20 protein-coding genes are annotated in these 22562 nt (G+C 72.6%); 4 read left to right on the forward strand and 16 right to left on the reverse strand.

Going from position 1 to position 22562, the window contains the following annotated elements:
- Positions 1-50 precede the first annotated feature (50 nt).
- Complete coding sequence (locus tag N5I75_RS14320) at positions 51-2168, reverse strand: SpoIIE family protein phosphatase (protein ID WP_476677507.1); 2118 nt, start codon at positions 2166-2168, stop codon at positions 51-53.
- Positions 2169-2221: 53 nt separating this feature from the next.
- Here N5I75_RS14320 and N5I75_RS14325 point away from each other — a divergent pair, with 53 nt between their 5' ends.
- Positions 2222-3628, forward strand: coding sequence for a lipase maturation factor family protein (locus tag N5I75_RS14325; protein WP_476677509.1), 1407 nt, complete (start codon positions 2222-2224; stop codon positions 3626-3628).
- On the opposite strand, the gene N5I75_RS14330 is transcribed toward N5I75_RS14325, so the two are convergent.
- The 8 genes from N5I75_RS14330 to N5I75_RS14365 all read right to left on the reverse strand — a co-directional run bounded on the left by N5I75_RS14330 (position 3589) and on the right by N5I75_RS14365 (position 11632).
- Positions 3589-4458 (reverse strand): amidohydrolase family protein, encoded by an 870-nt coding sequence (locus N5I75_RS14330; protein ID WP_476677511.1) that lies wholly within the window; start codon positions 4456-4458, stop codon positions 3589-3591. The two genes, N5I75_RS14325 and N5I75_RS14330, sit on opposite strands and share 40 nt — an antisense overlap.
- Positions 4455-4769: an L-rhamnose mutarotase gene (locus N5I75_RS14335; RefSeq protein WP_476677513.1), complete on the reverse strand. Its 315-nt coding sequence runs from the start codon at positions 4767-4769 to the stop codon at positions 4455-4457. Before N5I75_RS14335 ends, N5I75_RS14330 begins: the two co-directional genes overlap by 4 nt.
- Positions 4766-5761 (reverse strand): aldo/keto reductase, encoded by a 996-nt coding sequence (locus tag N5I75_RS14340; RefSeq protein ID WP_476677515.1) that lies wholly within the window; start codon positions 5759-5761, stop codon positions 4766-4768. The genes N5I75_RS14335 and N5I75_RS14340 overlap by 4 nt, the downstream gene beginning before the upstream one ends.
- Before the next feature lie 5 nt (positions 5762-5766).
- A complete protein-coding gene (locus N5I75_RS14345; protein ID WP_476677516.1) occupies positions 5767-6540 on the reverse strand; it encodes an SDR family NAD(P)-dependent oxidoreductase in 774 nt (257 codons plus the stop codon).
- A complete protein-coding gene (locus N5I75_RS14350) occupies positions 6537-7919 on the reverse strand; it encodes an L-fuconate dehydratase (protein WP_476677518.1) in 1383 nt (460 codons plus the stop codon). Before N5I75_RS14350 ends, N5I75_RS14345 begins: the two co-directional genes overlap by 4 nt.
- Before the next feature lie 38 nt (positions 7920-7957).
- Positions 7958-8947 carry an ABC transporter permease gene (locus N5I75_RS14355; protein WP_476677902.1) on the reverse strand — a complete coding sequence of 330 codons (990 nt, stop codon included), beginning with the start codon at positions 8945-8947 and terminating at the stop codon, positions 7958-7960.
- A 73-nt stretch (positions 8948-9020) separates the two neighbouring features.
- Entirely contained in the window at positions 9021-10541 is a 1521-nt protein-coding gene (locus N5I75_RS14360) for a sugar ABC transporter ATP-binding protein (RefSeq protein ID WP_476677520.1), read from the reverse strand.
- Positions 10538-11632 carry a sugar ABC transporter substrate-binding protein gene (locus tag N5I75_RS14365; protein WP_476677522.1) on the reverse strand — a complete coding sequence of 365 codons (1095 nt, stop codon included), beginning with the start codon at positions 11630-11632 and terminating at the stop codon, positions 10538-10540. Before N5I75_RS14365 ends, N5I75_RS14360 begins: the two co-directional genes overlap by 4 nt.
- A gap of 202 nt (positions 11633-11834) precedes the next feature.
- Between N5I75_RS14365 and N5I75_RS14370 the strand changes: the two genes are divergently transcribed.
- Positions 11835-12539 (forward strand): FadR/GntR family transcriptional regulator, encoded by a 705-nt coding sequence (locus N5I75_RS14370; RefSeq protein WP_476677524.1) that lies wholly within the window; start codon positions 11835-11837, stop codon positions 12537-12539.
- 308 nt (positions 12540-12847) lie between these two features.
- Here the strand turns inward: N5I75_RS14370 and N5I75_RS14375 are convergent, their stop codons facing one another.
- The 5 genes from N5I75_RS14375 to N5I75_RS14395 all read right to left on the reverse strand — a co-directional run bounded on the left by N5I75_RS14375 (position 12848) and on the right by N5I75_RS14395 (position 18907).
- Positions 12848-13807, reverse strand: a complete 960-nt coding sequence (locus N5I75_RS14375) for a formylglycine-generating enzyme family protein (protein ID WP_476677526.1) — start codon at positions 13805-13807, stop codon at positions 12848-12850.
- A gap of 109 nt (positions 13808-13916) precedes the next feature.
- Complete coding sequence (locus N5I75_RS14380) at positions 13917-15485, reverse strand: alpha-L-fucosidase (protein ID WP_476677528.1); 1569 nt, start codon at positions 15483-15485, stop codon at positions 13917-13919.
- A 31-nt stretch (positions 15486-15516) separates the two neighbouring features.
- Positions 15517-17415 carry a family 20 glycosylhydrolase gene (locus N5I75_RS14385; protein WP_476677529.1) on the reverse strand — a complete coding sequence of 633 codons (1899 nt, stop codon included), beginning with the start codon at positions 17413-17415 and terminating at the stop codon, positions 15517-15519.
- Positions 17416-17610: 195 nt separating this feature from the next.
- Positions 17611-17787 carry a hypothetical protein gene (locus N5I75_RS14390; RefSeq protein WP_476677531.1) on the reverse strand — a complete coding sequence of 59 codons (177 nt, stop codon included), beginning with the start codon at positions 17785-17787 and terminating at the stop codon, positions 17611-17613.
- Between the two features lie 340 nt (positions 17788-18127).
- Entirely contained in the window at positions 18128-18907 is a 780-nt protein-coding gene (locus tag N5I75_RS14395; RefSeq protein WP_476677533.1) for a DUF4142 domain-containing protein, read from the reverse strand.
- Positions 18908-19150: 243 nt separating this feature from the next.
- Between N5I75_RS14395 and N5I75_RS14400 the strand changes: the two genes are divergently transcribed.
- Together N5I75_RS14400 and N5I75_RS14405 are read left to right on the forward strand one after the other, a co-directional pair.
- A complete protein-coding gene (locus tag N5I75_RS14400) occupies positions 19151-19732 on the forward strand; it encodes an inositol oxygenase family protein (RefSeq protein ID WP_476677535.1) in 582 nt (193 codons plus the stop codon).
- 258 nt (positions 19733-19990) lie between these two features.
- Positions 19991-20812 (forward strand): SDR family oxidoreductase, encoded by an 822-nt coding sequence (locus N5I75_RS14405; protein WP_476677537.1) that lies wholly within the window; start codon positions 19991-19993, stop codon positions 20810-20812.
- Here the strand turns inward: N5I75_RS14405 and N5I75_RS14410 are convergent.
- Positions 20791-22296, reverse strand: a complete 1506-nt coding sequence (locus N5I75_RS14410) for an SDR family NAD(P)-dependent oxidoreductase (protein WP_476677538.1) — start codon at positions 22294-22296, stop codon at positions 20791-20793. The genes N5I75_RS14405 and N5I75_RS14410 overlap by 22 nt on opposite strands.
- Before the next feature lie 119 nt (positions 22297-22415).
- Positions 22416-22562: WS/DGAT domain-containing protein (locus N5I75_RS14415; protein WP_476677903.1), on the reverse strand; the 147-nt coding region annotated here is incomplete at its 5' end.

The raw sequence follows: 22562 nt of genomic DNA on the forward strand, positions 1-22562 counted from the left end.
CGGTTCCTCGCGGTGCGGCAGCGGGGATGTGGCCCCGCTCACGGGGGATATCAGGGATTACGCCATACGGGTGACACACGGGCGGGTACGACGAACTCGCACCACACGCACTTGCCGCCGCCGCGCGCCTCCACGCCCCACACGTCGGCGAGCCGGTCGACGAGGAGGAGGCCGCGCCCGGACACGCCCGCGTCACCGGCGTCGCGGCGCCGCGGCAGGGCGCTGGAGGTGTCCTCGACGTCGACGCGCAGCCTGCGTTCGGCGCCGCTGAGCACGCGCAGGGTGATGACGGCCGGGCCCTCGGTGTGCATGAGGGCGTTGGTGACGAGTTCGTCGGCGACGAGCTCGATCTCGTCGGCGCTCTCCCGGGCGCCCCAGGCGCGGACGGCGGCGCGGATCATGTGCCGGGCCGCGCGCAGCGCCTCCGGGTCGCCGGGCGGCACGTGCTCGGTGAGGCGGCTGCCGCTGAGCGGGGTGGCCTCCGCGCGGCGGCGCAGCAGGAGCAGGGCCACGTCGTCCTCGCCGCCGCCGTCGGCGACGGAGGAGCAGAGCCGGTCGGCGAGCTGGTCGACGTCGGCGGGTCCGGCGGCGATGAGCGCGGTCAGGGCGTCGAGGCCGTCGTCGAGATCGGCGCCGGGCTGTTCGACGAGGCCGTCGGTGCAGAGCAGCAGGGTCTGCCCGGGGTCGAGTTCGGCGGTGGTCACCGGGTAGGCGAGGCGGCCGAACTCGGCGGAGAGGCCGAGTGGCAGGCCGCCGTCGACGGGCAGTCTGCGGCAGGTGCCGTCGGCGAGGCGGAGCAGCGGGTCGAGGTGTCCGGCGCGGACGATCTGCACGACGCCGGTCGACAGGTCGGCCTCGGCGTACAGGCAGGTCGCGAAGCGTTCGGTGTCGAGTTCGTGCAGGAAGACGGAGGCGCGGGCCATGACGGTGGCGGGGGTGTGGCCCTCGGCGGCGTAGGCGCGCAGCACGATGCGGAGCTGGCCCATGACGGCGGCGGCGTGCGGGTCGTGGCCCTGGACGTCGCCGATGACGGCGCCTACCCGGCCGCCGGGCAGCGGGATGACGTCGTACCAGTCGCCGCCGATGTCGCGGCCGAGGGCGTGCCCGGAGGCGGCCCGATAACGGACGGCGATGTCGGCGCCCGGCACGGCCGGGATGGTGCGCGGCAGCATCGCCTGTTGCAGGTGCTGGGCGAGGTCCTTCTCCTGCTCGTAGAACATGGCGCGCTGGAGGCTCTGCGCGATGCTGCTGCCGAGGGCGACGAGCACGTTGCGTTCGGACTGCGTGAAGCCCTGGCGGTCGTGGTAGAGCAGGCCGACGGCGCCGATGGGGCGGGCCTGCGCGATGAGCGGCAGGTAGGCGGCCGAGCGGATGTTCAGGTGCGTGATGTGCGGCCAGAGGACCGGGAAGGACGCGGCGAAGTCCTCGGGCGACTCGATGAAGCGCGGCTTGAGGGTGCGCACGACCTCGCCCATCGGGTACGGGTCGTCCACGCGGGTGACGTGCGTGCCGGGCACGAAGCTGCCCGCGGGCCCTTCCGCGACGAGGTGGATGCGGCCCGCGCGGAGCAGCCCCATGACGAAGCTGGTCGCGCCCAGGTGCTCGACGCCGTGCGTCTCGCGCAGGACGTCGATGACCTCGGTGACGGTGCGGGCGTGGGCGAGGGCGGCGGTGGTGGACTGCACGACGCTGGTCTCGCGCCGCCGCAGCGCCTCGCGGGCCGCGCGTTCGCGCTGCACGGTGGCGTCGTTCAGCTCGTCGGTGGCGTCGCGCACGATGCCGACGATGCGGCGCGGACGGCCGCTGTCGTCGCGGCGGATGTACCCGCGCGTGTGGGTCCAGCGCAGCTCCCCCGCGCGCGTGCGGATGCGGAAGTACGCGCCGTAGTTCTCCTCGCCGCTCTTGAGCGCCTGGGAGACGAGCGCGTCGAGCCGGCCGCCCTCGGCGGGCGGGACGCGCATCCCGAGGGTCTCGGGCCGGTCGTCGTACTCCTCGGGCGCGATGTCGAACACGTCGTGCGCGTTGGAGTCCATGTGCATCAGACCGGAGTCCAGGTCCCACTCGAAGCCGCCCATGCGTAGGCCACGCCCGTACGCCTCGAGAAACCCGCGCGCATGCTCCTCCGGCCCCTCCCCGGGCTCCTCGCCGACCCCGTCACCCGCGTCCATGCAGCCCACGCTAGGCCGGGCCCCGGGGAGCCGCATGCGGGACACTGGGGGACGTGGACTGGTTCGGTGACGGGGACTACTGGCTGAGTCGCCTGGTGTTTCAGCGTGGGCTCGCCGTGGTCTATCTGGCCGCGTTCGTCGGAGCCGCGCTGCAGTTCCGTGCGCTGATCGGGGAGCGCGGCATGCAGCCGGTGCCGCGGTTCCTGGGACGGGTGGAGTGGCGGCGGGCGCCGACCCTGTTCCGGCTGCACTACTCGGACCGGTTCTTCGCCGGGTGCGCGTGGACCGGCGCCGCCCTCGCCGTGGCGCTGCTCGCGGGCGCGGACGGGCTGCTGCCGCTGTGGGCCGCGATGCTGCTGTGGCTGGTGCCCTGGATGCTGTATCTGTCGATTGTGAACGTCGGCCAGACCTGGTACGGCTTCGGCTGGGAGTCCCTGCTCCTCGAAACGGGCTTCCTCGCGGTGTTCCTCGGCAACGACGAGGTGGCCCCGCCGGTCCTCGTCCTGTTCCTGCTGCGCTGGCTGCTGTTCCGCCTGGAGTTCGGCGCGGGCCTGATCAAATGGCGCGGCGACGCGTGCTGGCGGAAGCTGACCTGCCTGTACTTCCACCACGAGACGCAGCCGATGCCCGCTCCGCTGAGCTGGTTCTTCCACCACCTGCCGCGTCCGCTGCACCGCGTGGAGGCGGCGGCGAACCACGTCACCCAACTGCTCGTGCCCTTCCTCCTCTTCGCGCCGCAGCCGATCGCCACCGTCGCCGCCGCCGTCATGATCGTCACGCAGCTGTGGCTGATCCTGTCGGGCAACTTCGCGTGGCTGAACTGGCTGACGGTCGTGATCGCCGCCGCCGCGCTCGACCTCACCCCGCTGCACACGCCGCCCGGCCTGCCGAAGGCACCCCTTTGGTACGAGGTCCTCGTGCTCGCCCTGACCGCTCTCGTCGCCGTACTGAGTTGGCGCCCGGCCCGCAATCTGCTCTCGCGCCGCCAGTCCATGAACCGCTCGTACGACTCCCTGCACCTCGTCAACGCGTACGGGGCCTTCGGCACCGTCGGGCGGGTCCGGCAGGAGCTGGTGATCGAGGGGACGGCGGACGTCAGGCCGCGGGCCGACTCCGAGTGGCGGGCCTACGAGTTCAAGGGCAAGCCGGGCGATCCGCGCCGCCTCCCGCGCCAGTTCGCGCCCTACCATCTGCGGCTCGACTGGATGATGTGGTTCGCCGCGCTGTCGCCCGCTTACGCGCGTCCCTGGTTCGACGGCCTCGTCGAGCGCCTCCTCGAAGGCGACCGGGACACGCTCCGCCTCCTGCGCCACTGTCCCTTCCCCGACGCGCCGCCCGCCCACATCCGGGTCCTGGTGTACCGCTACCGGTTCTCGACGTGGCGCGAGCTGCGGGCGACGGGGGCGTGGTGGGAGCGGACCTACGTACGGGAGTTCCTCGCCCCGACGCGGCTGAGGTAGACGCGCCGGGCGGTCCCGGCGAACACGTCCGGATCGAGCCCGCCCACCAACTCCCGCGCGGCGTCCAGCACGTGACCGTAGGTCCCGGCCAGCGTGCACACCGGCCAGTCCGAGCCGAACATGACCCGGCCGGGGCCGAAGGCCTCCAGGACCGTGTCCGCGTAGGGCCGCAGGTCGTCGACGCTCCAGGTCGGCCAGTCGGCCTCCGTGACCAGCCCGGAGAGTTTGCAGACGGTGTTGGGCAGGGCGGCGAGCGCCCGGACGTGGCTGCGCCAGGGTTCGGTCTCCCCCGTCGCGACCGGCGGTTTCCCGGCGTGGTCGAGGACGAAGGTCAGGTCCGGGTGGTCCGCGGCCGCCTTGACGCAGGCGGGCAGTTGGTGCGGCAGGACGACGAGGTCATGGACCAGGCCGGCCTCGGCGAGCGCGGCCAGCCCCCGGTGCACGTCGGGGCGGAGCAGCCACTCCGGGTCGGGCTCGCCCTGCACCTGGTGCCGGATGCCCGCGAGGTGCCGCCCGCCGGGGAGTTCCCGGAGCCGGGCCAGGGTCTCGCCCACGTCGGGCCGGGTCAGATCGGTCCAGCCGACGACGGCCCCGACGAGGCCGCTCCCCTCAGCGAGGGCCAGCAGCTCGGGCGTCTCCTCGGCGACGGTGACGGTCTGCACGAGCACGGTCGCCCCGACCCCGGCGGCCCGCGCCTCCAGGGCGAGATCGTCGAGGGTGAACGTGCGCCGGATGGGGGCGAGTGCGGGCCCGGTGATCCAGCCCTGGTCGCGGACGGAGAGGTCCCAGACGTGGTGATGGGCGTCGACCAGGGTGACGGGCGGGGTCACGGCAGCTCCCAGACCACCGGCAGGCCCGCGCCCGCGCCCTGCGCCGAGTAGTCGTGCGCCACGTCCAGGAGTTCGTCCATGCGGGCCTGCCACTCGACGTTGACCGGGAGCTTCTCCAGTTCGGCGAGGAGGCGGCCGTAGTCCTCGCACTCCAGGACGTGGAACAGGTCCGTGCCGCTGCGCCAGATCGTCCAGCGTGTGGCCCCGGCCGCACGGATCGCGGTGGTGAGTTCGGCGGGGACCTCGCGGTGCGCGGCCTCGTACTCCTCGACCCGGTCGGCGCGGACCTTGGTGTGCAGGGCGAGTCTCACGCGCTCTCCTTCTGTACGGGGGTGGGGGCGTCGGCGGCGAGGAGGTGGCGGGCGCGGGCCTCCGCCCAGAACGCGTCCGGCACCGGGGTCGTGAACTGCCGGACCGTGTCCAGGACTTCGGCCGTCGAGCGGGTGCCGACAAGGACACCCGTGACGGCCGGGTGGCCGAACGGGAAGGCGAGCGCGGCGGCGCGCAGGGTCGTGCCGTGGCGTGCGGCCAGCTCCTTCAGCTTCAGCGCTTTGCGCACCATGACCGGCGAGGCGAGCGTGTAGTCGAACGTGCCGCCCTGGCGCGGGTCGGCGAGCAGACCCGAGTTGAAGACGCCGCCGATGACGACGGAGACGCCGCGCGCCGCCGCCGCGGGGAGCAGCTTCGGCAGGGCGCCCTGGTCGAGGAGGCTGTAGCGGCCCGCGCACAGGACCACGTCGACATCGGTGTCCTTGACGAACCGGGTCAGCATCCGCGCCTGGTTCATGCCCGCGCCGATGGCGCCGACGAGCCCCTCACCGCGCAGCCGCTCCAGCTCGGGATAGGCCTCGCCGAACGCCTGCGCGGCGTGGTCGTCCGGGTCGTGCAGGTACACCACGTCGATTCTGTCGGCGCCGAGCCGGCCGAGGCTCTCCTCGATGGAGCGGCGCACCCCGTCCGCGCTGAAGTCCCACACGCGGCGGTGCGTGGCGGGCACGGCGAACCCCTGGGCCAGGTCGTCGCCGCCGCCCTCGTACGGTTCCAGGCGGCGGCCGACCTTGGTGGACAGGGTGAACGAGCCGTTGGGGCGGGAGCGCAGGAACTCGCCGAGGCGGCGCTCGGAGAGGCCGATGCCGTAGTGCGGGGCGGTGTCGAAGTAGCGGATGCCCGCTTCCCAGGCGGCGTCGAGCGCCTCGTACGCCTCGTCGTCGCGGACCGGGGTGAACAGGTTGCCGATGCCCGCCGCGCCGAAGCCGAGCGCGGTGACGGGTACGCCGGTCCGGCCGAGGGTGCGGGTCCGCATCGGCGTCACTGTCCCGCGGGCCGCAGGCGCAGGCCCTGCATGCCGCCGTCGACGGCGAGGGAGGTGCCGGTGGTGGCGCCGGAAAGGGGGCCCGCCAGGTAGGCGACGGCGCCCGCGACCTCGTCGGCGGAGACGAGACGTCCGGTGGGCTGGCGGGCTTCGAGGGCGGCGCGTTCGGCGGCCGGGTCGTCGGCCTTGTCGAGCAGCCGCCCGATCCAGGGGGTGTCGGCGGTGCCCGGGTTGACGCAGTTGACGCGGATGCCCTCGCGGACGTGGTCGGCGGCCATGGCGAGGGTCAGCGCGTACACGGCGCCCTTCGACGCGGAGTACAGGGCGCGCTGCGGCAGTCCGGCGGTGGCGGCGATGGAGCAGGTGTTGACGATCGCGGCGTGCGCGGATTCCCGGAGCGCGGGCAGGGCGGCGCGGGCGACGCGGACCATGCCGACCACGTTGACGTCCAGGACGCGGTGCCATTCGGCGTCGTCGTTGTCGGCGACGGTGCCCTGGGCGCCGATGCCCGCGTTGTTGACCAGGATGTCGAGCCCGCCGAGGTCGTTGATCGCGGCGGCGACGGCGGCCCGTACGGTCACGTCGTCGGTGACGTCGGCGGCGTACCCGCGCAGCGGCTTGTCCACCTCGGAGATGTCCCGGTCGAGGACGGCGACGTCGGCGCCGCGCGCGAGCAGCAGTTCGGCGGTGGCGCGGCCGATGCCGGAGGCGCCACCGGTGACGAGGGCCTTGAGCCCGGCGAAGTCAGTGCCGTGCGGGCTGTGGGTCATGCTGCGGCTCCGTTCGTGTGGGGCGTGTGGGGCGTGTGGGGCGTGTGGGGCGGTTCGGGCGCGGCCAGGTCCTTCGACCAGAACGCACCGTCCGGATAGGTGAATTCGGCGATGGACTCCGGCCGCATGGTGGCGGAGAAGCCGGGCGCGACCGGTGGCATGTAGTGACCTTCACGCATGACGACCGGGTCGAGGAAGTGGTCGTGCAGATGGTCGACGTACTCGATGACACGGTCCTCGGTGGTGCCTGTCAGCGCCACGTAGTCGAACATCGACAGGTGCTGGACCAGTTCGCACAGGCCGACGCCGCCCGCGTGCGGGCAGACGGGGACGCCGAACTTCGCGGCGAGCAGCAGGATCGCCAGGTTCTCGTTGACGCCGCCGACACGGGCGGCGTCGATCTGGAGGACGTCGATGGCGCCGGCCTGGAGGAGCTGCTTGAAGACGACGCGGTTCTGGACGTGTTCGCCGGTGGCGACCTTGACCGGGGCGACGGCCCTGCGGATCGCGGCGTGGCCGAGGATGTCGTCGGGGCTGGTGGGCTCCTCGACCCAGTACGGGTCGAACTCGGCGAGGGCGGTGGTCCAGCGGATCGCCTCGTCGACGTTCCAGCGCTGGTTGGCGTCGATGGCCATCCGGATGCCGGGGCCGATGACCTCGCGGGCGGTGCGGCAGCGCCGGATGTCGTCGGTGAGGTCCGCGCCGACCTTCAGCTTGATCTGCGTGAAGCCGTCGGCGACGGCCTGCCGGGCGAGGCGGGTGAGTTTCTCGTCGGAGTAGCCGAGCCAGCCGGGCGAGGTGGTGTAGCCGGGGTAGCCGCGCTCGGCGAGGCGGGCGGTGCGCTCGGCGGCGCCCGCCCGCCCCTCCTCCAGCATGCGCAGGGCCTCCTCCGGAGTGAGCGCGTCGGTGATGTAGCGGAAATCGATCTGCCGGACGAGCCACTCGGGCTCCGCCTCGGCGAGCAGCCGCCACAGCGGCATCCCGGCACGCTTGGCGGTGAGGTCCCACGCCGCGTTCACGACGGCGCCGACCGCCATGTGCATCACCCCCTTCTCGGGCCCGAGCCAGCGGAGCTGGCTGTCGCCGGTCAGGTCGCGGCTGAGCGAGCCCGGGTCGGCGCACAGCTCGTCGGCGGAGCGGCCGAGGAGGTGGTGGCGGAGTGCTCGGACCGCGGCGACCTGCACGTCGTTGCCGCGGCCGATGGTGAACGTGAAGCCGTGCCCCTCGTGCCCGTCGGCGGCGTCCGTGCGCAGGACGACGTAGGCGGCGGAGTAGTCGGGGTCGGGGTTCATCGCGTCGGAGCCGTCGAGCTCCCGGGAGGTCGGGAACCGGATGTCGTAGGTGTCGACCGCGGTGACGCGCGGGGTGATTGCGGACACGGTTGCCTTTCGGGCGGGTACGAGGGTGGCGGCTCGGGTCAGTCCTGGGCGCGGCCGGTGGTGACGCGGGCGATCATCAGGGCGAGCAGGATGATGCCGCCGTAGATCGCCTGGATCCAGAAGGACGGCACCTGGGCGAGGGTGAGCAGGTTCTGTACGACGCCGAGCAGGAGCACGCCGGTCAGCGCGCCGAACATGGTGCCCTTGCCGCCGTCGAGGCTGATGCCGCCGATGACCGCCGCGGCGAACACCGTGAAGATCATGTTGTTGCCCTGGTTGGCGCTGATCGCGCCGACGTACCCGGTCTGCATGATGCCGCCGACCGAGGCGAGGACGCCCGCCACGACGAAGACCCCGAGCATGACGCGCTCGACGCGGATGCCCGCGGCGCGGGCGGCCTCGGCGTTGCCGCCGATCGCGTACAGGGCGCGCCCCACGCGGTGGTACTTGAGGACGAGCCCGGCGATCCCGAAGCAGACGGCCGCCAGCCACACCGACATCGGGATGCGCAGGAACGTCGTGGTGGCCAGCGAGAAGAACGACTCCGGCATCCCGAACAGCGTCTTGCCCTTGGTGGCGCCGACGAGCAGGCCGCGCAGCACGATCAGCATCGCCAGCGTGACGATGAACGCGTTCAGCTTGAACTTGACGACGAGGATTCCGTTGAACGCGCCGATCACGCCGCCGACGACGAGGATCGCCGGCATGGCGAGGGCGGCCGGGAACTCCGTGCCCCAGCCCGACTGGGCGGCGGGGAGCACGAGGAGCGCGCCGACGGCCGGGGCGATGCCGACGACCGATTCGAGGGACAGGTCGAACTTGCCGGTGATCAGGACGAGGGACTCGGCCAGGACCACCATCGCGAGGGCGGCGGACGCGCCGAGGATGGAGATCAGGTTCCGCTCGGTGAGGAAGGAGTCGTTGACGACCGCGCCGAGGACGAGGAGAAGCAACAAGGCGGGTACGAGGGCGAGTTCGCGTGCGCGGCGCAGCAGCACACCGCGCGCGGAACGCTTGCGGCCCGCCAGTGCGGTCGGGGCCTTTAGAAGCCCCTCCGGCGATTGAGGAGCGGGGTCCGGGGCGGAGCCCCGTGCCCTGAGGTCAGTCACGGGACACTCCCTCGATGGAGGCGATGAGGTCATGGTCCGACCAGCCGGCCCGGTGCTCGGCGACGACCCGGCCGTGGAACAGCACCACCACCCGGTCACAGCGACGCAAGTCGTCCAGCTCGTCGGAGACGACCAGGACGGCCGTGCCGTCGTCCCGCGCGTTGTCGACGCGCCGCAGCAGCGACTCCTTGGACTTCACGTCGACGCCGGCGGTCGGGTTGATGAGGACGAGGAGGCGCGGGTCGGAGGCGAGCGCGCGGGCCATGACGACCTTCTGCGCGTTGCCGCCGGACAGGTCGGAGACCGGCTGGTCGGGGCCCTCGGTGTGGATGTCGAGCCGCTCGATGAGGTCACGGGCGACGGCCCGCTTGCGCGCGGCCCCGACGAACCCGTACCGGCCGAGCCGTCCGAGCACGGACATGGTGGCGTTGTCCCCGATGGTCATGCCGGTGACGAGACCCTGGTCGTGCCGGTCGCGCGGAACGCAGCCGACCCCCGCGGCCAGCGCGGCGCCGACGTCGCCGAACGGGAGCCGCTCCCCGTCGAGGCGGGCGGTCCCGGACGTCGGCGTGTGCAGACCCGCGAGCGACTCGGCGAGGGCGGTCTTGCCGCTGCCGCTGGACCCGGCGAGCCCGACGACCTCACCGCGCCGCACGGTCAGATCGATGTCCGCGTACGTGTCGGAGGTCAGCCCCGCGACGGAGAGGACCACCGGTGCGTCCACCCCGTCCTGTTCCACGACGGCCTCCGCGGCGGCAGCGGCCTGCTCGGCGACCGCCTCCCCCGCCATCGCCTCCACCAGCGCGGGGCGCGGCAGTTCGGCGACCGGCGCGGTGGTGATCCAGCGGGCGTCGCGCAGCACGGTGACCGTCTGGCAGACCTCGTAGACCTCCTGGAGGTGGTGGGAGATGAAGAGGAAGGTGACGCCCGAGTCCTGGAGGGCCCGCATCCGGGCGAAGAGGCGCTCGATCTCGCGGTTGTCGAGCTGGGCGGTCGGCTCGTCGAGGACGATGAACCGGGCGCCGCCGCTGAGCGCCCGCGCGATCTCGACCATCTGCCGGTCCTCAACCTGGAGGTCGGCGGTGCGGGCGCCGGGGTCGACACGGATGTCCCACGTGTCCAGGAGCCCGGCGGCCTCCGCGTGCAGCGTCCTCCAGCTGAAGAAGCCGCGGCGGGCACCGGGCTGCCGGTTGATGAAGAGGTTCTCGGCGACGGTCAGCTCGGGGACGACGGTCGGCTTCTGGTAGACGCAGGCGACTTTGGCGCGCCACGCCTCGCGGTCGCCGAGCGGGGGCGCGGGCTCGCCGTCGAAGAGGAGCGTGCCCGCGTCGGGTGCCTGGAGGCCGGTCAGGACGGTGACGAGGGTGGACTTGCCCGCGCCGTTGCGGCCGACCAGCGCGTGGGACTCGCCCGCGCGCACGGTGAGCCGGCCGTCGGCGAGGGCGACGGTGGGGCCGTAGCGCTTGGCGATGCCGTGTGCTTCCACGAGGGGAACGGGTGCGGGGGCCGTCATCGGACCGTGTTCCCCCACAGCTCGGGGTCGTCGACGTTCTCCTTGGTGACCAGCGGGGCGGGCAGCTGGTCCTCCAGGATGCCGCCGGGCAGCCTGACGATCTTCGAACCGTGGTCGGTCGGCCCCGGCTCGAACGTCTTCCCCGTCATCGCCGCCTTGATGTAGTACATGCCGTACTTGGCGTACGTGTCTGCGGGCTGGGAGACGGTGGCGTCGATCTGGCCCTTGCGGATGGCGTCGAACTCCTGCGGGATGCCGTCGTTGGAGACGATCGCGATGTGCCCGGCCTGACCGGCCGTCTTCAGCATCCCCTTGGACTTGAGGGTCTGCAGGGTCGGGGCGAGGTAGACGCCGCCCGCCTGCAGGTAGATGCCCTTGAGGTCGGGGTTGGCGTTGAGGAGGGTGTCCAGCTTGGAGGCGGCGGTGTCCGACTCCCACTTGGCCGGGATCTCCAGGACCTTCAGCTTCGGGTACTTCCGCTGGACGCAGTCGCGGAACGCCTCGGAGCGCTCTCGCCCGTTGACCGACGCCAGGTCGCCCATGATCTGCACGACCTTGCCGGACGAGACCTGCCGGCCCAGGAACTCGCACGCCTTGATCCCGTAGGCGACGTTGTTCGCCCGTACGACCATGGCGACCTTGCCCTTCTCGGGCGCCACGTCCACGGCGACGACGGGCACGCCCTTGCGCTCGGCCTGGTCGAGTCCGGCGGCGATGGCGGCGCTGTCGAGGGGGGCCACGACGAGGCCCTCGACGCCCTGGTTGAGCTGGTTGTTGATGTCGGTGATCTGCTGCGACGGGTCGCTGTTGGAGTTGACGGTCTTCAGCGCGTCGACCTCCTCCGACTTCGCCATCTTCGGCACGTAGTCGTTGTACGACTGCCAGAACGGCGAGGTCAGCAGGGGCAGGATCACGCCCACCCGGCCCGAACCGTCGCCGCCGCCCGCCGCGCCCGCCGTGCCGTCCTTCGTGCTGCCGCACGCGGTGAGGGCGAGGGAGGCGCAGCCCGCGAGCGCCGCCAGGCGCAGCGCCCCCGCTCTCGTCCTCCGTCCGGTCGTCTGCCTCTTCGCGCGCTTCGTGGTGCCGGTCATCGGACTGCTCCTCGGCTCCGGAGGTCATGGGCTCGCGGCCGGTCCCGCCGTCCTGGCACCGGGCCGCGCCGAGATATTTATCAGACCACTTGGCCTCGGCAACACCCGTCTGCACGGGTTTTGTGGGCTTCCCGGCCATAGTGGTCCGACCACCTTGCTGGTTAGACTTCGGCCGAGGACCCGCACCCCGGAGGACGTCATCGTGGAGCAGACCGCCCCCCAGAAGGGCGCCGGCACCGTCACGGCGCGGGCGATCGAACAGATCAAGGCGATGATCGGCGGCGGCCGGCTCGAACCCGGTCAGCGGCTGCCGACCGAGCGGGACCTCGCGGTCCAGCTCGGGATCTCCCGCAGTTCGATGCGGGAGGCGATCCGTGCGCTGACGGTGCTCGGGGTTCTCGAGGCGCGGCACGGTTCCGGTATCTACGTCACGCAGCTGGAGGCCGGGGATCTGCTCGAGACCTTCGGGGTCGTCGCGGATCTGTCGCGGGGGCCGCGGCTCGTGGAGCTGCTCGAGGTGCGGCGCGTTCTGGAGTCGACGGCGACGGCGCTTGCCGCTGCGCGGATCAGCGGGCCGCAACTGGTCGAGGTGGAGACCCACTTGGCGGCGATGGAGGCCACCGACGACCCCGAGGAGATCCTCTCCCACGACCTCGCCTTCCACCGGGCGATCGTGGCCGCCGCCGGGAACGAGACGATGGCGGCGATCCTGGAGGGGTTGTCGTCACGGACGTTCCGGGCGCGGGTCTGGCGGGGTTATCAGCAGGAGGGTGCGTTCGAGCGGACCCGGCGGGAGCACGCCCGGATTCATGCGGCGTTGGTGGCTCGGGACCCGGAGTCCGCGCGGGTCGCTGCCGCTGGGCATGTGGGTGAGGTGGAGGCCTGGTTGCGGGCCCAGCTGGACTGACCCGGGGTCTGCGGCCACCCGCCGTGGGCAGCGCGCCCGTCCCCCGGCTCACGCGCCGTCGTGGCTGGTCGCGCAGTTCCCCGCGCCCCTGAAGCATGCGGCTTCGCCGCAGCTCCATGGGGCGCGTTGCACGTGCGCCCCTCCAAAACGCGCCCTTGCGAGGGGCGCATCACACGCGGCCCTCCGAGAGGGCGCACCTACGACGCGCCCCTTTGAGATGGCGCACGAAGTGCGCATCTCAGGGGCGCGGGGAACTGCGCGAGCAACCACGACGGCGCCGCAGTCGACGACGCACCCAGGGGCGCGGGTCACACGTCCGCCGCGCAGCGGAAGCCGCAGTTGCCGGTGCTGGAGTCCGGGGTGTTGGAGGTGCGGGCGGCGACCCGGTAGCGGTTGCAGTAGGAGTCGTGGCACATGTAGGAGCCGCCGCGCATGACGCGGTTGGCCCCTTCCACCGGGCCGCGCGGATCGGTGGAAGGGGCCGCGTCGTGCGTGGCGGTGAAGCGGTCGCCGACCCACTCCCACACATTGCCCACGACGTTGTACAGGCCGTACGCGTTGGGCCGATACGCATCGACCGGCGCCGTCCCCACATGCCCGTCCTCCCCCGTGTCGACCCGAGGGAACTCGCCCTGCCAGATGTTGCACCGCCAGTGCCCGCGCGGGGTCAGCTCGTCCCCCCACGGATAGCGGGCCTGCTCAAGGCCACCGCGCGCCGCGAACTCCCACTCGGCCTCGGTCGGCAGCCGCTTGCCCGCCCAGGCCGCGTACGCGCTCGCGTCGTCCCAGCTCACATGGGTGACGGGGTGGCGGGCCCGGTCCCCGACCCCGGAGCCGGGGCCCTCGGGCGCCCGCCACGTCGCGCCTTCGACGCCGCGCCACCAGGGGGTGCCGGCCGGGGCCCGCGTCGCCCGCACCAGCTCCGGGGCGAGGAACCCGGCGAAGACGTACGACCAGCCGAACCGCTCGGCGGCGGTGACGTACCCCGTGTCCTTGACGAAGGTGGCGAACTGGGCGTTGGTGACGGCGTGTGCGTCGATGCGGAAAGCGGAGACGGCGACCTGGCGAACCGGTCCCTCACCGTCACCGGGGTTGGCCCGCTCGTCCTCGTTGCCCATGAGGAACGTGCCGCCCTGGAGCGTGACCATGCCCTTGCCCGGCGGCTTCTTCCGGGCCCCCTTCGGCGGGACCGCGAGCGGCAGGGCCGGGGCGACGGCTCCGCGCGGCGCCGCGCAGCACGCGGACACGGTCGGCTCCTGGGCGGTCATCCGGCCTCCTGCGCGAACGGGGTGGGGCGAATCGAACCGATCTTCGCACGGGGCGGCAGGGGCCAAAGGGCTAGGGGCGGGGTCGCGGCCGATCCCGCTCCTGCCCGGCTCACCCCTGTGACTTGTACAGACCGAACTCCGCGATGTGCACGGCCGACCTCGCCCGCGTCACCCGGAGCCGCCAGCGCCGCGCCGTGACCGGCTCGGGCAGCGCGAGGATGCGGGCCGCCCCGATGGTGCCGAGTTCGGCGGCGGTGGTCCACGCGCCGTCGACCCGCGCCTCGACCACGAAGTGCTCGACCTGCTGTCCGTGCCGGATGTCCTCCGCGATCCGGATCCGGTCGACGGCCGTGGGCCGCCCGAGATCGACGGTACGGGTGCCGGCCCGGTCGTCCCGGACGCGGGCGCCCCGGGCCAGGTCCCTGGGCAGCTCGCGGTCGGTGCGCTCGCGGAACTCCCGCAGCCGTACGACGTCGGCGGCGGGCAGCAGGCCGTCCGTGTCCGGCGGGATGTTGAGCAGGAGCACGGCGCCCCGGCCCACCGACCGGTACCAGATGTCCGTCAGCTCCTCAACCGACTTGGGGCTCTCGTCGGCGTGGTAGAACCAGCCGGGCCGGATCGAGACGTCGCATTCCGCGGGCCACCACTGGAGGGCCGCCGCGTCCGGCTGCGCCGTGAGCAGCGCGTCCCGGCTCCCCTCGTCGGCGGTGTCGTAGGGCAGGACACGGTCGTACTTGCCGTTGCCGCTGTCCTTGACGGCGATGACGCTCCACTCGTTCTCGCGCGCCATGCCGTCCTCGTTGCCGACCCAGCGCACGTCGGGCCCGGAGACGGCGATCGAGGCGTCCGGGGCGAGGGCGCGGACCAGCGCGTACCAGCTGTCCCAGTCGTACGCCTCCACCTTGTCCGGCGGGATCCGTCCCTGGGCGCCGTCGAACCAGACCTCGTCCACGGGCCCGTACTCGGTGAGCACCTCGTAGAGCTGGTTGAGCATGTGGGCGCCGTAGTCGGTGGCGTCGAGCTCGTACGTGGGCAGGCCGGTGCGGCCCGCGCGGTCGTCGCCGTCGACGAGGGTGGGGATCGTGCGGGTGGTGCGGGCGCTGCCGTTGGCGTAGACGCCGTCGAGGTACTGGTTCTCGTCGGCGGGCGAGATGTACACGCCGACCTTGATCCCGTGCTTGCGCATGGAGTCGGCGAAGGAGCGCAGCACGTCGCCCTTGCCGTCGCGCCAACTGCTGCCGCGCACACTGTGCTTGGTGTAGCGGGACGGGTAGAGGACGAAGCCGTCGTGGTGCTTCGCGGTGAGGATGGCGAGCTTGAAGCCGCCGTCGCGCAGGGCGCGCGCCCACTGGTCGGTGTCGAGCCCGGTGGGCTGGAAGATCTCCGGGTCCTCGTCGCCCGTGCCCCATTCGAGGCCGGTGAACGTGTTGACGCCGAAGTGCAGGAAGGCCGTCTTCTCCAGGCGCTGCCAGGCGAGTTGGCGTTCGGTGGGGCGGACGCGGGCGGCCTTCGCGATGAGGCGTGCGGGGCTGTCGTCGGGGCTGACGGGGATACGGAAGTACGGCTCGGCGGGGGCGGCCACCGACGCCGCGGCCGAGCCGGGCAGGGTGGTGGTGGTCGCGACCGCCGCGGCGGTGGCGGTCGCGGCGGCCAGGAAGGTGCGTCGAGTCAGGGGCATGGGTGAGGGGTCCCTTCGGCTCAAGCGGGGCTCAGACGCGGGCGCGGGTGAGGGTCCAGGTCGTGGGGGTCCTCTGGTCCGGCGGGTACTGCACGAGCGCGCCGGACGCGGTCGTGTCCAGGGTCATGCGTGTGATCGCGTTGGTGAGCAGGTAGCCGCCCTTGCCCGGGGAGGCGGTCAGCTGCCAGCGCTGCAGCGTGTTCTTCGCGTCGCACTTCTCCCAGGTGACGGCGGAGCCGGGGTCGAGCGGCACGTTGAGCGTCAGCTTCCCGCCGCGCGTCTCCAGGCAGGCGCCGTCCGCGTTCGTGAGGGTGGCGTAGCCGTCGGCGGTGCGGGCGAGCCGTACCCGGGCCGGGGCGGCGCGGTGGCCGCGGTCGGCGAGGGTGTACGCGCCGTCGGCGAGCGGTACGCGGGTGAGGTCCCGCACGCCGGGCGCGTGGCCCACGGCGTCGGCGCGGGCGGTGAACCCGGCGTAGTCGGCGTCGGGGTGGGGCGTGCCCCAGGTGGTCTGGGCGATGTGGTTGAGCGGCATGAACGCGGCTTCGGCGACCTCGTTCTCGGTCTCGCCGCGCCCGTTGTCCGGCCAGAGGCTGATCTTGGCGCCGGTGATGCCGTCCCGCGAGGCCAGCTTCTCGCCCTCGAAGCCGCGCGGGTCCCACTGCTCGTCGTACAGCTTCTCCGTGTCGGAGTGGAAGCCGCCGCGGATGACGTAGAGGGAGTAGGCGGCGTTCATGACGGGGTAACCCCGCGCGATGAGCTGCGAGGGCTTCACGTTCACGTTCAGCCAGTGCTCGACCGTCGTGCCGGGCTTCACGGGCACGGTGTTGGCGCCGGTCAGGCCGTCGTTCCAGATGCGCAGCCGCTTGCCCTTGCTCGCGGCGTAGGCCTCGACCCGGTTGACGAAGTCGATGAAGGCGTCCTGCGGGGTGGCGTTCGCCCCGTACGTGGCGCGCGCGTACTCCAGGACGTGCGGGTACTTGGCGAAGTCGGAGCCGAGCATGTACTCGTCGGCGCCCATGTGCCACCACCGCGCGGGGAACACGTCGCCGTACTCGTCGATGAGGCTCTTGTAGTAGGCGAGGGCCTCGGGCCTGGTGATGTCGAGGCGGGAGGGCTGGGCGTTGCCGTCGGTGTCGACGAGCTGGAGGTCGGGGCGGTCCTGGATCCACGGGTCCATGTGGCCCGGCGAGTTGATCTCGGGGACGATCGTGACGTGGTACTTCTCGCCGAGGGCGACGAGGCGCCTGATCTCGTCCTTGGTGTAGTAGCCCCAGGTGTTGGCCTCGGGGTGGGCGTCGCTCTTCACCTTGATCTCGAGGAGCAGCTGGTTGAGCTTGCGGTACGCCATGTCGCGCACCAGGTTCTCCAGCCAGTCGGTGGAGAGGTGCACGTAGCAGGCGCAGACGCCGACGCCGCGCTCCTTGTACTCGGGCACGTCCACGGTCCGGCCCGCCGGTATCTGCGTGCGCCGGCCGAGGAGCTGGAGGAGGGTGCGGGTGCCGTAGAAGGCGCCGGTCTCGGCGGCGCCGGTGATCTCCAGGCGCTTGCCGACGGTCAACTCGTAGCCCTCGGCGCCCAGCCGGCGCTCGCGGGCGTCCACGTCGACAACGATGTCGCCGGTGCGGGCCGCGCCGCCCGTGACGGGTACCGCCCCCTTTCCGGCGGCGCGGAGATCGTCGGCGAGGGTGCGGGCGACGCGCCGGGAGGCGGCGTCGTGGGCGACCAGGCGGGTCTGCGCGCTGTATGTGTAGGCGCCCTTCGCCGCGTGCCAGTCGGTGAGGGCGGGGAGGGTGCGGGGCGCGGCGGTGTCCGCCGGGGCCGCGTGCGCGGCGGAGAGCGGGGCGGCGGTCAGGAACAGGGCGAGCGCGGCGCCGAGGAGGCGCGGCCCGCGCCGCCCGGTGCGCGGTTTCGTACGGAACTCGGTCGACATGAGGTCCGATGATTCGCGGGCGCACGGGAACAGTCCATGGACAAACCGGCCGGATACTTGGACATCCGCCGGACACAGGTCCGATGACCGTGCAGGGCTCTGGGAAAGTGTGCACACGTTGGCGCATACGTGTGCCCGCACCCCGCGGCTGGGCGCGGGGGTGCGGGCGGACGGCCGGTTCCGGGGCCGCGGGGTTCAGTCGACGCTGGGCAGGATGTGCGGTTCCGCGAGGTCGTCCTCGTACCCGGCGAGGCGGATCGGGGCCGACCGGGCCCAGACGTCGAGGCTGCCGAGCTTCTCCGGCCTGCGGCGGCCGGCCCGCTCCGTACGTTCCTTCGGGCGTTGCTCGTGATTCGTCTTCTCTGGTGTCACCGCGCACTCCTAATGTGTCGGGTAACCCGCTCCGGCGTGACCGGCCCAGCGTCGCGCCGGACACCGGACGCCCGATCGGGCTTGAGTAGAGGGCCAGTTCGGGCGCGGTGGCGCCGGTGTCGCTGGTGGGATCGGCCGTGGTGGCCGGCCTCTCCCCGGGCGGTTCCATGGGTACGGGTGGGACCCACTTGCAGTAACCGTCCGGCTACAGAGTAACCAAATGAGCGAGGGTCCGCTCGATGGGGCTGAAACCCGTACGTCCCGTGGGGGTCGCCGGGTGTTCATTCAGCCACGCGGCGGCGGGCCGCGCGAGCGAATTTCGGCTCCCCTAGGCGTTTTCTCAGTAGTCGGGCGCGGGCCGGTCCGTGTTGATCGTGCGGCCGGGCCCCTCGGTGGGCTGCGCCGACGGGCGGGAGGTGGCGTCGGGCGAGCCCGTGGGCTGGGCGGGAGAGGGAGCGGGCGGGGCCTGGCCGTTCGGCGCGGGCGGGCCCGACGGGCTGGCCGTCGCGGTGCCCGCCGCCTCGTTCGCGAGGGAGTCGAAGTCCACGTTGCCAGTGCCCTCCAGCATGGTGATGTGGTCCAGGACCGTCTGGTTCGCGTCGGTGGCGAGGTCCCGTACGAGACTGTTGCGGGTGGTGTGCCGGACCTGGGCGATGAGCGCGAAGACCTTGCCGTGCGAGTCGCGGAGCAGATTGGCGAACTTGCGCTCGTAGTCCTTGCCGCTCGCCGCGGACATCTCACGGAGCCAGCCCTGCTGCTGCGCGGACGGCTGGTTGGGCAGCTCGACGCCGAGCCGCGCGGCCACCGAGCGCACGCGCGCGTCGAGGTCGGTGTGGCCGATGACGAGGTGGTCCCCCGCGTCCCTGATCGCCTGCGTCGGGGCGCGCTCCATCGCCTGCTGGCCGGCCGGGATCTCCCACAGCCCGGCGAGCCTGACCTTGACGAGGAAGTCCCGGTCCGTCGCGGACAGCGGGCCCCACTGGGTGGACACCGTGCCCGCGTCCAGGTTGGCCTGGCCGGTTCCCGACCGGTCGGCGTACGACCAGATCGGGAACGCCAGGGCGCCCAGGGTGGCGACCAGGGCGGCGAGGATGAGGGTGGTGCCGTTCACGCGACGCAAGCGGTCCTCCTGATGACCGGAGTCGGTACGTGGAGCTGAGTGGAGCTGAGCGAAGCCGATACGTGCGACTGGTACGGGAAGATACGGGCGGGGCACCCGGGATGTTCAGACCCCGGCGGGATCGGGCATCGTTAACGCCCCGTTGACCGTTCCGTCGACTGCCGGTCCGCTGCGCATGGCCTCCCCCTGGTCTCCTTCCGGACAGACGCACAGGCAGCGCTTGAGCTTCGGGAGGAGTCGGCCATGAACCGCGGGGAACGCGTCGAGCTGCGCACCGTCGAGGAGCTGATGGCGGCGCTGCACGCCTGCCGGGACACGTGGGACACCCCGGACCGCAGCGGCGACCCGGTCGACCTGCACGACCACGCGCTGCAGACCGCGGCGCTGCTCAGGCGCGGGCGGCCCAGCGACAAGGAGTTGCAGGTCGCGGGGCTCGTGCACGATCTGGGCCATCTGCTGTACCCGGGCGACGACGCCGGGCACGCGGAGCACGCCGCGTACGCCGTGCGCGGGCTGCTCGGCGTACGGGTGGCGCGCCTGGTCCAGCTGCACGTCCCCGCGAAGCGCTATCTGAGCGCGCTCGAACCGGGCCGGGGTCTGTCGGCGCAGAGCGCGCTGACGCTGGGCGTGCAGGGTGGCCCGATGTCGGCGCAGGAGGTGGCCGCGTTCGAGGCGGACCCGCTGGCCGACGACGCGGTGACCCTGCGCCAGGCGGACGACGCGGGCAAGGTGGTGGGCCTGGACGCGGGCGTCATGGAGGACTGGCGGCCCGTGCTGGAGCTGGTGGCGGCGGCGCAGCACGCAACTGCCGCACACAGCGGATGAACCGGTCGCTGCGGCGCAGCGCTCGGCTCCCCCGCCCAGCGGATGAACCTGTCGCTGCGGCTCAGCACCCGACTCCCCCGCCCAGCAGATGAACCTGTCGCTGCGGCTCAGCACCCGACTCCCCCGCCCAGCAGATGAACCTGTCGCTGCGGCTCAGCACCCGACTCCCGCGCCCAGCAGATGAACGGATCGCGGCGGACCATCGCCCAACTCCCCCGCACAGCGCAGGAATTGAGCGCGGTATGAGACCGTACGCCCATGGTCTCGCCCCGTGTTCTCGACGGCAGGGCGGCCCTCGTGACCGGTGCCTCGCGTGGGATCGGGCGGGCCGTGGCCGAGGAACTGGCCCGCGCCGGAGCCGCGTTGTGCGTGACGGCGCGCGATCCCGACGGCGTGCGGGAGGCGGTCGCGGCACTGCGGGCGGGCGGCGCGGACGCGGTGGGCGTGGCGGGGTCCGTCGCCGACCCCGCGCATCTGCGGGAGGCGGTGGAGCGGGCGATGGCCGCGTTCGGCCGGGTGGACATCGTGGTGAACAACGCGGCGACGAACCAGCCGTACGGGCCGCTGATGGACGTGGACCCGGACGCGTGGCGCACGGCGTTCACGGTGAACGTCGAGGCGGCGCTGCGGCTCGTGCAGTGCGCGTGGCGGGCCTGGATGGCCGAGCACGGCGGCGCCGTCGTCAACGTGTGCACGGAAGGCGCCGCCCATGTCGGCCCGCACGTCGGCGCGTACGGGACGAGCAAGGCGGCGCTGCTGCACCTCACCGCTCAGCTGGCGGGCGAGCTGGGCCCGTCGGTGCGGGTCAACTCGGTCTCCCCCGGCCTGGTCCGCACCGAGATGGCCCGGTTCGTGTGGGAGCGGGCGGAGGAGAGCGTGGCGGCGGGGCTGCCCGGCGGACGCATCGGTGAGCCGGAGGACGTCGCGCGGGCGGTGCGCTGGCTGGTGTCGGACGAGGCGTCGTGGATCACCGGCGCGGACCTGGTGGTGGACGGCGGCACGCGGGTGCGGGCCGCCTCCCCCACCGGCGGCTCAGACGCCGTCCAGCACCGGCTCCGCTACCACTTGCCGGGCTCGTAGTCCTTCAGGAAGACGCCGTAGACGTCGTCGCCCGACTCGCCGCGCACGACCGGGTCGTAGACGCGGGCCGCGCCGTCGATCAGGTCGAGCGGGGCGTGGAAGCCCTCCTCGGCCAGGCGCAGCTTGTCGTAGTGCGGGCGCTCGTCGGTGATCCAGCCGGTGTCGACGGAGGTCATGAGGATGCCGTCGGACTGGAACATCTCCTGGGCGCTGGTGCGCGTCACCATGTTCATCGCGGCCTTGGCGGCGTTGGTGTTCGGGTGGCCCGCGCCCTTGTAGCCGCGGCCGAAGACGCCCTCCATCGCCGAGACGTTGACGACGTACGCGCGACCGCTCGACGCCTTCTTCGCCGCGTCGGCCATCGCCGGGCGCAGGGCGCTGATCAGGATGAACGGCGACGTGTAGTTGCAGAGCTGGGTCTCGAGCAGCTCGACCGGGGAGATCTGGTCGATGGTCTGGACCCAGGTGTTGGAGTCGACGACGTCGGGGACGAGGCCGCCCGCGTCGATGGCGGTGCCGGCCAGGTGCCGCTCGACACTGGCGTTGCCCGCGACGAGCGCGAGGTCGGCGACCTTCTGCGCGTCGAGGCCGCTGGTGCCGATCGGCAGCGCGGCGATGCCGTCGACCGCACCCGAGTTGAACGCGCCGATCACGGAGTGGGCGGGCAGCTCACCGGCGGGCAGCGGCGCGCTCTCGCCGTCGACCAGGGCGGCGTAGGCGGAGGGCAGGCGGCGCACGGTCTGCGTGGCGTTGTTGATGAGGATGTCGAGCGGGCCCTGCGCGGCGAGGCGCTCGGCCAGCTCGACGGACTGGGCCGGGTCGCGCAGGTCGATGCCGACGACCTCCAGGCGGTGGATCCAGTCGGCGGAGTCCTCCATCGCCTTGAAGCGGCGGATGGCGTCCTTGGGGAAGCGCGTCGTGATCGTGGTGTGCGCGCCGTCCCGCAGCAGGCGCAGCGCGATGTACATGCCGATCTTGGCGCGGCCGCCGGTGAGCAGGGCGCGCTTGCCGGTGAGGTCGGCGCGGGCGTCGCGCTTGGACCGGTTCAGGCGGGCGCAGTCCGGACAGAGCTGGTGGTAGAAGTAGTCGACCTCGACGTACCGCGTCTTGCAGGTGTAGCAGGAGCGCGGGCGCTGGAGTATCCCGGCGAGGGCGCCCTCCTCGGTGCGGGACTGGGGCAGCAGGCCCTCGGTCTCGTCGTCGATGCGCTGTGCGGAGCCCGTCGCGGTCGCCTCGGTGACGGCCTTGTCGTGGGCGGTCTTCGCGGCGCGGCGCTCCTGGCGGCGGCGCTGCTTCACGGTGCGGTAGATCCCGGCGGTGGCGCGCCGCACGGCGATCGCGTCGGGGTGGTCCACGTCGAGGCGGTCGAGCTCGTCGAGCACGCTGAGGCAGACGGCGAGCCGCTCGGGGTCGATGCCCGGACCGGGGACGGCCCCGGAGAGGTCAGGGGCCCCCGGGGCCTGGTTGTCGTCTGTCACCGTCATCGCCGCTGCCGTTTCTGGGAGGAGTTCTCGCACGTCACGCCCGGTTCGCGCGCGTTGTCGAGAGCTATGAGAGCGAAATTTTACAAACGGCCCGGTCCAGTCTCCAAACTCGATGCGCGTCAGGGCGCGCAGGCGGCGGTCAGCGCGCGCAGCTCCTCGGTCACGGCGCGGGCCAGCACATCGAGGTCCGGGACGGCCCTGGCGTCGGCCACGAGCCCGTAGTGCACGCGCCCCCGGTACGTCGAGACCGCGACGGCCAGTGCCTG

It is taken from the genome of Streptomyces sp. R818 (assembly GCF_056172735.1).

Bases quoted from the DNA above. Each gene is read 5' to 3' on its own strand.
- N5I75_RS14340 (WP_476677515.1), bottom strand. From the start codon at position 5,761: ATGCGGACCCGCACCCTCGGCCGGACCGGCGTACCCGTCACCGCGCTC.
- N5I75_RS14405 (WP_476677537.1), top strand. From the start codon at position 19,991: ATGGTCTCGCCCCGTGTTCTCGACGGCAGGGCGGCCCTCGTGACCGGT.
- N5I75_RS14360 (WP_476677520.1), bottom strand. From the start codon at position 10,541: ATGACGGCCCCCGCACCCGTTCCCCTCGTGGAAGCACACGGCATCGCC.
- N5I75_RS14380 (WP_476677528.1), bottom strand. From the start codon at position 15,485: ATGCCCCTGACTCGACGCACCTTCCTGGCCGCCGCGACCGCCACCGCC.
- N5I75_RS14320 (WP_476677507.1), bottom strand. From the start codon at position 2,168: ATGGACGCGGGTGACGGGGTCGGCGAGGAGCCCGGGGAGGGGCCGGAG.
- N5I75_RS14345 (WP_476677516.1), bottom strand. From the start codon at position 6,540: ATGACCCACAGCCCGCACGGCACTGACTTCGCCGGGCTCAAGGCCCTC.
- N5I75_RS14375 (WP_476677526.1), bottom strand. From the start codon at position 13,807: ATGACCGCCCAGGAGCCGACCGTGTCCGCGTGCTGCGCGGCGCCGCGC.
- N5I75_RS14385 (WP_476677529.1), bottom strand. From the start codon at position 17,415: ATGTCGACCGAGTTCCGTACGAAACCGCGCACCGGGCGGCGCGGGCCG.
- N5I75_RS14410 (WP_476677538.1), bottom strand. From the start codon at position 22,296: ATGACGGTGACAGACGACAACCAGGCCCCGGGGGCCCCTGACCTCTCC.
- N5I75_RS14365 (WP_476677522.1), bottom strand. From the start codon at position 11,632: ATGACCGGCACCACGAAGCGCGCGAAGAGGCAGACGACCGGACGGAGG.
- N5I75_RS14400 (WP_476677535.1), top strand. From the start codon at position 19,151: ATGAACCGCGGGGAACGCGTCGAGCTGCGCACCGTCGAGGAGCTGATG.